Origin of the sequence: Verrucosispora sp. SN26_14.1, assembly GCF_004307965.1 — a bacterium.
GTDB lineage: Bacteria > Actinomycetota > Actinomycetes > Mycobacteriales > Micromonosporaceae > Micromonospora.
In genome coordinates, this window is sequence record NZ_SISL01000006.1 from 1 (window position 1) to 12,356 (window position 12,356).

Here is a 12,356-nt window from a genome sequence, read left to right on the forward strand (position 1 = left end):
GTGGGCTCGGAGCTGTGTATAAGAGCCAGGCCCGGCTCGGTGCCCGAGCCGATGGCGCCGACGGCTATGCCACCGCGGTGCGCCTGCTGGCCGCGTTGTCCTGGCCGGGTGTCCGACGCGTCGATCGGGAGTATGCGATCGCCGGCTGGTCCGGCCTGGCCCGGGACGCGGCCGCTACGGCCACCGATGCCGGCCGGCACACGACAGCTGTCACGCTGCTCGAAGCAGGCCGCGCAATCCTGTGGGCGCAGATTCTCGACCGGCGTGCCGACCTGGCCATGTTACGCAGCCAGGCGCCCGGGCTTGCCGCCTCACTCGATCGAGTACGTTCCGAGCTGGACGGCTCGGAGGAACTGGATCAGCTCCCCGGCGCCATCGGAGGACACCGATCCGATGGGTTCAGTGGCCCGAAGGACGCACACCTCGCCGGGAAGGACGTACCTTTTCGTCGTTGACGCGCGAAACCCCGACCCGACGGGTATGCGTCCACCGGGGCTCAGAGCGTCCATCACGTGGCTCTTGCCAACCCTCAGAGGGTGTCTGATTCACGTATTTTGTGAGTGATGCCACCTTCGGATGTCTCGCCAGGTTGGTGTGGTTTCGTTGGTGACGCGTTTGGTGAGGTTGTCGATCATCGCGATGCGGATCATGCTGGCGGAGTTGCCGGGTAGGGCTTCGTAGCCGCGGGCCAGGCGGCGGTGCAGCATGATCCAGCCGAGGCTGCGTTCGACGACCCAGCGGCGTTTGACCGCCGAGAACCCTCGGATCTGCGGGTTTTTGGTGGCGACTTCGACGTCGATGCCGAGGGTGGCGCCGTGTTCGATGACCTTGTTCTGAATCCCGCGTCGACCCAGGTCTTGGCCAGGGTCGGGTAGGTGGCTTTGGCCTGTTCCAGCAGGTCGATGCCGACGGTGTTGTCGCTGGCGCTGGCAGCGGTGACGACGACGGCGAGGAGTAGGCCGAGGGTGTCGGTGACGATGCCGCGTTGCGTCCGACGATCTTCTTGCCGGCGTCGATGCCCTGGGTGGGCAGGGGTGCGTTGGTGGAGGTCTTCACGCTCTGGGTGTCGATGACGCAGGCTGACGGGTGCGCGGCGCGTCCGACCGTGGTGCGGGCCAGGCCGGTGAGTTGGTAGTTGAGCTGGGTGAAGATGCCGTCGGTGGTCCAGGCGGTGAAGTAGCCGTAGACGGTCTGCCAGGGCGGGAAGTCGTGGGGCAGGTAGCGCCAGGCGATGCCGGTGCGGTTGACGTACAGGATCGCGTTGAAGATCTCCCGCAGGTCGTGGCTGGCGGTACGTCCGCCGATACCGGCGTCGGTGCGAGCCTGGCGCCAGGCGGTCAACCGTGGTGCGATCAGGGCCTAGCGGGTGTCGGACAGGTCGGAGGGGTAGGCAGGTCGCTCGGCCATGCCATAGCTCTACTGTGGACGAGCTGTGGTGGATCGCACCCGTAGTCCGACGATACGAGGGCTTTTCTGAACCAGACACGTTCCGCGGAATGAAGCTGGCATATCGCTGCGACATCAGTCGGGTCAAAAAGGGCCGATAGCCACGAGTCGGCGGCGCTGCCGGCCTGGCAGGCTGCCAGCCAAAATCGCCTAATCCCACGCGGACGAGATCAAAACGCCCAGTCAGTGGCTGTCTTGATCGAGTTCCGCCCGGATCCGGCGCAGCCGGGCAGCCACGGGTGAACCGGCCGCAGACAGTGCGGCGAGGGTACGACGGTCGTCGAGCATTCTTCCCCAGAGCACCGCCCGACCGTGCTCGAGTAGTTCCACCGCCTCGACGCGACAGTGAGCGTCGATCGCGCAAGCTGCGGCGTCGGTGGCCAACAGGTAGGCATGCGACCGAAGAATCCGCCGCTGATCGGCCGGATACACGCCGGGCCAGGCCAGCAACGGCAACAGATCCCGCACCGCGGTGCCGTAGTGATCCGCAGCGGCCGCTGGACCTCGTTGCTCTGCAACAAGGCGCGCCCGCTCACGGGCCGCAGCCAGCCGGACCGCGGCCGGGCCGGTGGTGTCGTCGGCCGCCTCCGCCCAGGCTGCCGCGGCCGCGGTTGGGTCGGCAGCCGACTCCTCGATCAACCCGGCCAGGTTCGCGAGGTACGCGGCCCGGTCAGGGCTGCCAGGAGGTAAGAGGGCCACCGCCGCCCGGGTGTGCCCGGCTGCCTCGGCGAGTCTCGGGCTGTCCCGCCGCAAGACTTGTCCGAGTTGAACCAGCGCGGCCGCCCTCCGGGCCGCATCCCGCGCGGTGCGAACAGCCTCCCGCGCGGCCGACTCGGCCAGCCCTGCATCGACGCCCGCCGGATCGTACTCGAGCAGACGGACGACGGTACCTAGAACGTTGACGAGATGATCTGCCCGCTCCGGGTGGCCAGGCGGTAGGAGATCGACCGCCCGCTCCCCCACCGCGAGGGCCCGCCGCAGCCAAGTGACATCGCCGCTCAGGTCGAACCGGGTACGCAGGATCGTGCCCGCCTGCGCGAGGTAACGGGCACGCTCTGCACCGTACGCCCCGGCCGCCGCACGGCCGATGGCCCGCTCCGCCGCATCCAGATCGGCGATGGCCCCATACAGCTTGAACCGGTCGTACAGGACGCTGCCGAGGTTGCCTCGGTATCCAGCGTTTCCGGGATCGCTTGTCACGGCGGCCTGGAAGGCTACGACGGCATCGTCGAGCTGGCCGTAGGCGCGCAGCCCGCTGCCCAACTGTGACAGGATCGCCGGACGGATGGGGTCGTCCTCCCTCGTCCCCGCGAGTGCTCGCGCGGCCGCCTCCACGGCGGCGGCCACCTCACCGGCTTCGAGCAGGGCCATCGACCAGTTGAGCAGGGTGATCGCGTGCCGGGCCGAGTCGTCAGCGGCTGCCTCTACGGCCCGCCGATGCAGGTCCAGGGCGGCATCGAGCCCGGTGCCGAAACGACGATGCACCTCGGTCAGCAGCAGTGCCTGGTTGGACAGCGCGGTGGCCCAGTCGGGGTCGCCCGAAGGCATGTTGACCAGTACCTGGTGACCGGCCACGACCGCCGCGTCGGCGTCCACGCGCGTTTCGGTACGGCGGAAGCGCAGGGCCAGCGCGGCTGCGAGGTTCATCCACGCACTCATATCACCGCCTGAAGCCACAGCTGCCCGGCCAGCCTCGATGGCGTCGTACAGGTCAGTATCCTCGCTGGTGCGCAGGTACCGCTCCTGGAGCGCCCCGGCGAGTCCCGCCAGCGCCGTCGCCTGGTGCCGGTCACTGATCGTGGCAACAGCTCGTCGGCTGAGCTCGACGGCCTCGTCAAAGTCGGCCAGCCGACGGCTGCGGGAAGCTCTCACACGGGCGTCGCTCGCCGCGTTGAATAGCTGCTCGGGGGTCATCTGGCCAGTGCCCCGCCGAGACGGTACATGGCGGCGGGGATATTGGAGCGCACCGGGGACAGAGCGGCTAGCTTCCCCCAGCTCGGCAGCGTTTTCCGTAGCGGCAGTGCCCGCCCGCATTCGAGGAGCCGCACTGCATCCTGCAGGCTGGTATGAAGAATCGCCGCCGCTGGATACTTGCGGTCGAGTCCGCTCAACAGGTCAGGATCGTGCCAAATCGAGTCTCGACGAGGGCTACACATGCTCGGCATCACCCCGATTGGCTGGCACTCAGCCTACCTGGGGCAGCCGCGGATTGTGCTTCGATGCTCCGAGCGGCATATTGAAGTGTGATGACCTGGGGTGACGCGGCGGCCACGGAAAGGGTAGTGGCCACGCTTCCGGCCGGTTCTCGTGCTCAGGCCCGCGAGCTCAGCGAGTTGTCCAACCGCTACGCCGAGGAGGGGCGCTGGCAGGAGGGGCTGGCTGCCGCGGAGCGGGCTGAGATCATTCTTCGAGGGCTCCCGGCCCTCTGTCGTGAGCACCGCGAGGATCTGGCCGCCCTGCTCATTAATCTGTCGAATCGCTTGGGTGACCTCGCGCGTCCAGTTGACGCCCTCGGGCCGGCTCGTGAGGCGGTTCTCATCTTCCGAAAGCTCGCCGATGGTGAACCGACTCCGGACGTCGCGCTATCGCTCAACAATCTCAGCATCTGGCTGTCGGAGGCAGGTCGGCGAGCAGAGGCGCTCATCGCGGCGCACGAAGCGACAGAAATTTATCGATTTTGTGTGACCCAGCATCGGCGTTATCGGCCGCAGCTCGCCGCCGCCCTGAACAACCTGTCCAACCGGCTGGCGGAGTCCGCGTTGCCGGTGAGAGCGGAACAGGTGATCGCGGAGGCTGTCGGGGTTCGCCGAGACTTGGTGCGGATGTCGCCGCGGCAGCACGCTGCGGACCTTGCCAGCAGTCTGAACAACTGGGCGTATCGGCTGGTCGGTCTCGGCCACGGCACGCAGGCGCTCCCCGTCGTCGATGAGGCGGTGCGGCTCTACCGGAAGCTCGCGAAGACGCAGCCGAGCCCGTACCGAGGTGACCTTGCCATCGCCCTCGACACTGCCGCGTCGTGCTTCAGCCTTGTCGCCCGCCATGACGAAGCAGCGGCCGTGTCAGCGGAGTCGGTGGCCATCTACCGGTCTCTGGCCACCGCGTTCCCCGGCGTCTACGACACCCGGTTGGCGTTGGCGCTACTGACCCGGGGTCGTCTCCGGATGGCTGCAGGAGATTACATTGAGGCGCTCGTCGCCTTCCGCGCCGCCGGGGAGGTCGTGACCGGTGACCCGATGGTTAAGGTGGAGGTGACCCGTGGTGTCGGCGCGGCCCAGTACGGCCTCGGTCGCTTCGCCGACGCGCTGACGGCATACCGGCTGGCCGTCACCATGCTTCCCGCGACAGCGGCGCGGTCGCGGTTGCGTCGGGACCGCGAGCTCGGTCTCGGAGAGCTGAAGGACCTCGCTACGGACGCCACCGCAGCCGCGATCCGTCAAGGTGAGCTGTCCCAAGCGGTGGAGTTCCTCGAGCAGGCCCGAGGGGTACTCGAGGCCTCCCAGCTCAATTTACAGGGGAGTCTCGCCCGGCTACGAGCGGCGCATCCGACAGCCGCCGCGGCGCTGGACGAGCTTCTGCGCCGCACCGACCTACTGGACCGGGCGGCGCTCCAGGCGCCGGGGCGGTAGACGGGCGTGGGTGTCACTGGCGCTGATTGGTTCAGCTGCTGGGGTGGACTATAGACCTTCACGTGTGTTGACGGACCTTGACGCTGCCCTAGAACATCGAAGTTGTTGTCCGTGGCTCCGGTCGCCGATCCCGGAGGTGTCGTGTGCTTGCCAACATCGTCGCCGGCTTGATCACCACTGTTCTTATCGCCCTCGGTGGCTTGCTTTGGCGGCATCGGGGGCATTTCGGTCTGCTGCGGGCCACTGTGTTCCCGTCCGGGCGGCTACGTGTGTCGGTTGCCGCCCTGCTCCGGGTCAAGGACGACGACAGCTACGTCCTTTTCCATAACCCGATCCGGCCGCATGCGTACGGCCCGCCGGGAGGAGTTGTCAAGTACCGCAGCGGGGCCCGAAAGGCGCTAGACGCCGTCGGTTTTGTCGACCAGAGACGCTCGACCGGGCGGGTGGCGGCGATGCGGCATGATCTGCGCGGTTTCGTTCCGTCTCGGCGCGGCATCGACTTTCTCCGTTGGTATAGCCGAGGCGACGACCGAGAGTCCGGGCCCGAGTGCCTGCGCCGCGAACTGCGCGAGGAACTCGCCGAGGTCGGGCATCCAGAGTTGGTGCCGCTGACCGAGAACCTGCGGTTCGCGCTCGTCCGCACTGTCTTGGAGAGACCCCGGCCAACACCGGGCAAGCAGTACTCGACCCTTCGTTCATTCGAGGTGTACGACGCGGTGACCGATACACCTGAGGCCGCAGAGCTAGTGGGCCGCCTCGTCGCGCTCGGCCACAATCCGGCAGAGACGCAGATTGTCCTGGTTGATGCCAGCGACATTGAGGATGGCCGGAGTGGTGCGCACCTCATCAGCCCACAGTCGGCATTCCTGCTTGGGAATCGGCGGATTCACCAGGACCTCCCCGGGCTGAGCTGACAGACGCCGGCGAGCGCGCGAACGGCGCCTGGGCCATGCCGGCAGGTCCACAGGTCGCACGGGCTGTGGACCGCTCGACCCAGTTCGTCTGGGCTCAGGCGCTCAGGAGTTGGGGTTCATCGGGCTATCGGACAGGTCGCACCACGGTCGCTCGCCTGGAGCGTCGGCGTGAGCACGCCGAGCGCACCTGCGGGTCGGGCATGTGTAGACCGCCTGCCCGATCGGCCCGGTTTCGGAGCCGTTTATCATGCGTTCGTAGGCGTCTGACCAAGACTCCTTGACGACGTCCCGCTCGTCGCGTTCGCGTTGCAGCATTTCTTCGCGGAATGCCTGCCAGTCCAGGAGTACCTCGTCCACGCAGTCCTGTCTTCTCAGCTCGTGGAACCGATCTGCCTGCTCGGTCCGGTACGCCCAACGCCGCAGGTCGGGGAACTCGTCGCAGATGATCGCCCAGCTCTCGCTCGGCACCGGATGCGGCTCACCGGATCTGTCCTCGTTCGACACTCGCACTCTCGCTTCTTGGGCACCCACATGACGTCATGACTACTGTATGACGTGGCGCGCGGCTCGCCTCTCCACGGACAGGCAGCATTGACGGAGGGTAGAGCGAGATGGCCAGGTACGTCACTTTTGCCCCTGGGGTGATAACGGCCGACGACGAGGACGAAATCGACGAGGTCTTGCAGCGTCTGCCTCCGGACGTCTGGGGCACGGGGGACGTCGCGATCCTGGTCAGCAAGCGGTTCACCGGCGCCGGTGGAGCTCTGGTGCTGCAGATCGAGGTTCGGTCCAGAGCGTCGACGTTCATCGAGGTGGTCAAGGTGGGATCGGCCGCCGAAATTGAGGCTGAGCTAAGGGCCTGGGAGACGGTCATCCGTCCGGTCGCCACCAGGATGTGCACGCCGATCCGACACAGCACCCTCGATCCAGGCTGCCCTCCGTCCAGCAACGGCCGAGAGGCGGTCGTCTACGGTCATGTCGGGCAGTTCGCCGGCCGACCGGACGCCACCGTGACGACGCTCGAGGCCGTGTTCACTGATGCCTCGCTGGGTAATCAGACGGCCGCGTACCGGGCCAGCGAGGCGATCGGGGAGCTGTTCACCCAGGCCGAGACCTCGCTTTATTCCGGGGCCGTTGCCGTTGATCCGGAGACGTCACTGCAGGACATGATCTCGACCCTCGGGCCGGACCTCACTCTCGAGGTCACGCACCTCGCCGATGCATCAGGCGACGTCTGGAGTAGCGGCACCGCAGACCGGGCATCCCGGCGACTTACCGAACGCACGATCTGGAAGGCGGGTTCCGGTTCCCCAGCCGCCGACAACCTGGTCGGCCAACCGGTACGGGTTGACGGCGTCGAACTGAGCCAGCGGAACAGCCGCTTCATCGGCCGGATCAGGTTCGCTACCGTTGAGCTTCGCGGGATGCCCCTGGACATGCCGTTCCCTCCGGGCACTGTCGAGGTGCACGGCAAGGTCGCCAGCGTCCGCCGGGGTGTGGTCATGCCCCGGGTGCTGGACGCCCTACCCGGCCTCATCGAAAATGGCGAGACGATCCGGGCACCGAAGATGCAGGCCCCGCACCCGTTCTCGGCGCTGCGGGAAGCCCTGGAAGTGTCCTGTCGCCCGGTGCGGGGCACCCGGGTGCACGGGGACCTGAATGCTGGCAACGTGCTGCTGGTCAACGCTGATCCGTACCTTATCGATTACGCCCGCAGCGTCGGCGTACAGAAAGAAAAGCAGCTGCTCGCCGACTTCGCGTGGCTGGAGATCAACCTGATGCGGGCCATCGGAGGTGATCCTTCACTCGCCGACCTGGTCACCGTGCAACGACTGGTCACCACGGCTGCCGCCCTGCTACCGGCGTCCGGTGCCGACGCCCCGTCCGGCCTTGGTTCGATCCCTGGGCTCACTCTCTCGCAGCCTGGTCTGGCCCCGATTTGTGCCGTGCTGCTTCGGCTCCGTCGCCACGCCTACCGCTGCTACCCCGAGGGCAGCCGCGACCGCTGGCTCGTCGACTACAGTCGCCACCTCGTGCTGGCCGCCCATCGCACCTTCAAGTGGTCGGACGGGCAGCAGTCCGCCACCCGCTGGGCGGCCTCCGTTGCCACCGCCGTGGTGGCGGGTGAGTGGGTGGAGCCGGTGGCCCCGTTCCGGTTCTGGACCGCCTCGATGCTCAACGCCGCTATCGAGATGGTGGCGTCAGCCGCGTACCAGACGCCTCGTTGCGCGACGAGGCTGCTCGGCAGCCTGACTCGAGAAATCGACGGACGGGGGCTCGCTGGGTTCGAAGGCACCCTCGCCGCCGCGGCCAACAGCCTGTCGGTCGCCGTTTACCAGGCAAAGAATCCCGCTGTTGTGGCACCGTTCATGGAGCTTTCCGTGATCAGGGACAACGAGCCACCTACGGCAGCGGTCGAGGTTCTGACCGGCACGAGTCGCGCGGCGCTCATCGGCGCTGCGGGCACCGGCAAGAGCACCGTGGCCCAGGAGATGGCGAACCGGTTGATGGCCGTCGCCACCAACCGCGAAACCGTGCGGGATCCGGGCCGGCATCGGCTCCCGGTGCTCGTCTCCGCCGCCGACCTGCTCGAACCCGGTGTCACGGTGGCCGAGGCCCTTGCCCGGCATGCTCCGGTCCAGGACGCCGTTTCGATCGAAGACCTGATGGACGCGGGATGCCTGCATCTCATCGTCGATGGCGGCACGCCGACGGGCCTGCTCGATCGCGTCGTCGCGCTGCGACGCAACCACCCCCGTCTGCCGCTACTGGTCACCAGCCGGTCCGCCGAGGGCTTCGGTGCGGACTTTTCGGTGTACCGACTGCAACATCCGACTCCGGAACAGGCGGTGCCGTTCCTCGCCGAATCGGCCATTCGCCGCGGGATCCCCATGACAGCTCTACGGGACGTCCTCGCCGGGCGCGGAGCACCGCGGATTGACGAGGTCTTCAGAACTGCGGAAGGCGTCACGCTACTGGCCCGGCAGTTACGCCCGAAGGTCCGACCGAGCCTGGCCGACCTGCTCGACGCTGCTTTCGCTCGCCTCGACGACCAGCAGACCGTCCGGGTCGCGGAGATTCTGGCCGCAGACCTGGTAGACCGCGATGTCGAGCAGAGCACCGAGGCTGCCGCCGAGGTGCTGTTCGCAGCCGATCCGGCCGGGTGGCGTGCGGCTCGCGACCGTCTGCTCCATGAGCAAGTGCTGGAGTCGCAAGCGGGCATGCTGTCCTTCGCCCGGCTGGCTCACCGGGACTGGTTCGCGGCCCGCGCCGCTGGCCGAGAACCTGCGGCGCTGCCCGACCGTGCGCTGCGTCTGTCCTGGCAGGAGCCACTGCGGCTGGCTGCGGCCCGGAACGGCGCGGCGGACCTGGCCGCGACCTTGACGCAGATCGCCCGTCACACCGATCCGCGGTTCGCCGCTCGACTTCTGGCGATGATCGCTCCGGAGGACCCCGGCTTCATCGCGGAGCAGGTCGCCGCACTGCGAAATGTACGAGCCGCTCGGTTCGCACAGCAGGTCGCTGCGGAGGCCCTGTACGCCCTCGGCGAAGCGGGGATCAGGGCCCTCTGCGGCGTCGTTCGCGACAACCGCCTCTCCCCGGCAGCGCGGTCGGCTGCCATACGACCGCTGGTGAGCGACGAGCCGGCGTCGAGCGACGAGCCGGTGCGACTCGCCGCCCACCTGCTTGGCGACGAGCCGCAGCCGGCGCGATTGCGCACAGCCGCAGTGCATCTCGCTGTCCGATACAACGCGGTCCACCTGGTCGCCGTCATCGCCGAGCACTGCAGCGTCCAGTCACCCTGGCACTATCACCAAGCCGCACACGATGCTCTTCGCCGTCTCGGCGCAGCATTACCTCGACGCGTGCACCGGGAGTACACCGCCGCAGCCCGACGCCGGATGGACCGGCTCACACAGGTGCTGCCGCGACTGACGACACACGCCACCTACGACGCCGCGCAGCGGGAACGCGAGTTCCTGCTGATTTCACCGCTGCGCCAGGACCGCGACGTGCTGCTCGCTCACCGCTGGGACTTCGAGATCGGCCCGTACGCCGCTGACATGCTCGCACAGTTTCCGACCGGTCCCACGAGCCGACCGGAGTCGGAGACCCCGCTACCGCAGGACCTAGCCGGTCTGGTGACCGCCGTCGGGTCGCTGACCGCCCTCAGCGCACGCAGCCCTCGGCAGAACGAGACCCTGGCCCGGCTCCTGACCGCGGCCAGGCAAATGAATCCAGTCGCTGGCGCGCACCTCGCCGAGCAGGTGCACGTCACGCTGACGGCCGCTGACAGCCCCGACCGGCTCCGCTGGCCGATCCGGGTCGCGCTGGCCCGGTGCAGCCCGGACGCTGCCACCGTGGAGACCCTGTTGCGCTCCGACGACGCCAACGATCGGGTGCTGGCCGTCGCCACCCTCGCATCGGCCTCCTTCCTGTTGGACGCCGCCCCGCCACGGGTTTGGCCATTGAGCGAGGTGGCCCGTGATTCGCTGCGGGCGCTTCGGCCTCACACCGCTCCCACATGGGACGTGGTGGCGTACCTGCGGGCGGCGGCGGCCACCGGCCTCGCGGATGGCCTGAGCCTGGCGGCCGACCTGCTGACGCTCCCGACGCTGGCGGAACTGACGCGGATGGTCTCCCACCCGGTCCACGGGGTGCTCACCCTCACCGCTCGCTCCGAGGTCCTGTCCGCCGCAGGCTATTTGGCCCGACGGCACCCGGGCAGCACGGCGGCGGTGGCGACCGAACAGATCAGGGGGATGGACCTGACCGGCGCCCATCCCAGTGACGTCACCGGCAGGCTGATCGGGCTCGCCTTTCTGGGTGACGCCGAGGTGGTACTGCGCGGGCTCGACGGCGCCGAGCTACGACTGCACGCCGCCGCTCGACACGCCGTCGTCCACTGGGCGACCGTCTGGTCCGACCCGGACCTGGCGCGGGACGTGGTCGCCGCCCTGCTGCACCACGGCGACCACGACCGCCGGGCCCATTCCACACTGTTAGAGTTGCTCCGGGAACTGTCCGTGGAGACCGGCCGGCTCACGGCCCGAGGTGGATAAACGGCGTCCACACGCTCAACCGCTCCGTCTCTCTCAACCGACGTAGCACGGTATGCAGGCGAAAAACCGAGCCAGCTGGGTCGAACGGTTCGTCCTGGGGGTTGTAGACGGCGGTAGCTACCTCAGCCGCGACTGAGGAGTTGACCGTCCACAGCGTGCCGATGACGTGCCGGTAGCCGGTGTAGTGCAGTGCCGCAGCCAGTGTGATTGCCTCGTCGGCGAGGCCAAGGCCGCCGGTCGCGGTCTTGCAGGCGGATAGGAAAGCAAAGTCGCCCTGGTGTTGCTCGGCGCTGAGCCGTGCGACGGTCAGAACGTCGTCGGAGAGTCGCAGGCCGCCCTGTGACGGGTCGTCGAGCAACTGGTTGCCGTGGCAGCTCAGGTGGGCCCATCGGTACGTGGGCAGCAGCCGCGCCACCTCGTCGACCGTCGCCTCCGGCCCGTCGAGGACGCGGTGCCTGCCGGGGAACCGGCGTTGCAGCATGGCGCGCTCGGCGGCGGCTTCCGGTAGGGGCGGCTCGTCACCGACCTGCGGCACGGTCACGATCAGCAGCTCGGGCGTCCTATCCTCGGGCAGCGGCTCCCGGGCCTGCATCAACGCACGCAGCGTCGGTGTGTACGACGACACCACCCGGTCGAGAACGGTGGGCCGGTGCGTCCCGTCGGTGAGGTGATCGCCGGCGGCATGTAGCGGGAGCATGGTAAGCAGGCCGGTGGGGCACCACCACAGGCGTGGCCAGGTGGACTCGTCACCGTCAGGTGTCGCTGTGAAGCCCAGTTCGTCGAGGACGGGTTCGGCAACCGCCCGCCACAGCCATCGTAGGATGGCCCGGAGCATCTTCTCCGCACGATCCTCTGCTGCCGAGAGTTCCTGCTCGGCCTGCCCCAGGTCACCGGCGCCCTGTTTCGCCTGCCACCAGGCTCTCCAGCGTTGGCTGACCATGTCCAGAACGGTAAGGTATGCCCTGGTCTTCTCCTCCACCTCAATCGCGTGGAGGTCGGGCAGCTCACGGACCCGCACGCCACCGTCCACTACCAGCAGCGCGTCACACCGCCACCGACTGACGTTGATCATGGCGACCGGGCCGTGTTCTGCGGCGGGCAGCAGCTTCTCCAGGGGCGGCGGCTTAAGGAAGTCCTCGAAACCCGGCAGTTTCCGCACCTGTTCAACCAGCGCGTCCCACTCTCGGGTGAGCGCCATCCGACGGTCGACCATCCGGGAGATGTCCGACTCTTCGGCGAAATCGCTACTGGCCACTGCCTCACCCTCCATACCACCCGACTGTCCGCTGTCGAGCCCATTGCATAAC

7 protein-coding genes and 1 pseudogene are annotated in these 12,356 nt (G+C 68.0%); 4 read left to right on the top strand and 4 right to left on the bottom strand.

Annotation, left to right across the window (positions count from 1 at the left end; genetic code table 11):
* Positions 1 to 14: 14 nt before the first annotated feature.
* The gene (locus tag EYA84_RS01245) at positions 15 to 455 is read left to right on the top strand and encodes a hypothetical protein (protein ID WP_131051125.1); all 441 of its coding nucleotides are present in this window, start codon (positions 15 to 17) and stop codon (positions 453 to 455) included.
* 90 nt (positions 456 to 545) lie between these two features.
* Here EYA84_RS01245 and EYA84_RS01250 read toward each other — a convergent pair.
* A pseudogene (locus tag EYA84_RS01250) lies at positions 546 to 1,356 on the bottom strand (IS5 family transposase).
* A gap of 273 nt (positions 1,357 to 1,629) precedes the next feature.
* Positions 1,630 to 3,360 carry a hypothetical protein gene (locus EYA84_RS01255; protein ID WP_131051126.1) on the bottom strand — a complete coding sequence of 577 codons (1,731 nt, stop codon included), beginning with the start codon at positions 3,358 to 3,360 and terminating at the stop codon, positions 1,630 to 1,632.
* A 332-nt stretch (positions 3,361 to 3,692) separates the two neighbouring features.
* Between EYA84_RS01255 and EYA84_RS01260 the strand changes: the two genes are divergently transcribed.
* Both EYA84_RS01260 and EYA84_RS01265 read left to right on the top strand, forming a co-directional pair.
* Positions 3,693 to 5,072 (top strand): tetratricopeptide repeat protein, encoded by a 1,380-nt coding sequence (locus EYA84_RS01260; protein WP_131051127.1) that lies wholly within the window; start codon positions 3,693 to 3,695, stop codon positions 5,070 to 5,072.
* A 143-nt stretch (positions 5,073 to 5,215) separates the two neighbouring features.
* Positions 5,216 to 5,986: a hypothetical protein gene (locus EYA84_RS01265; RefSeq protein ID WP_131051128.1), complete on the top strand. Its 771-nt coding sequence runs from the start codon at positions 5,216 to 5,218 to the stop codon at positions 5,984 to 5,986.
* A gap of 102 nt (positions 5,987 to 6,088) precedes the next feature.
* Here the strand turns inward: EYA84_RS01265 and EYA84_RS01270 are convergent, their stop codons facing one another.
* Complete coding sequence (locus EYA84_RS01270) at positions 6,089 to 6,490, bottom strand: hypothetical protein (RefSeq protein WP_131051129.1); 402 nt, start codon at positions 6,488 to 6,490, stop codon at positions 6,089 to 6,091.
* Between the two features lie 107 nt (positions 6,491 to 6,597).
* Here EYA84_RS01270 and EYA84_RS01275 point away from each other — a divergent pair, with 107 nt between their 5' ends.
* Positions 6,598 to 11,049, top strand: a complete 4,452-nt coding sequence (locus EYA84_RS01275) for a hypothetical protein (protein WP_131051130.1) — start codon at positions 6,598 to 6,600, stop codon at positions 11,047 to 11,049.
* Here EYA84_RS01275 and EYA84_RS01280 read toward each other — a convergent pair.
* Positions 11,030 to 12,304 (bottom strand): CHAT domain-containing protein, encoded by a 1,275-nt coding sequence (locus EYA84_RS01280; RefSeq protein ID WP_161594876.1) that lies wholly within the window; start codon positions 12,302 to 12,304, stop codon positions 11,030 to 11,032. The two genes, EYA84_RS01275 and EYA84_RS01280, sit on opposite strands and share 20 nt — an antisense overlap.
* Positions 12,305 to 12,356 lie beyond the last annotated feature (52 nt).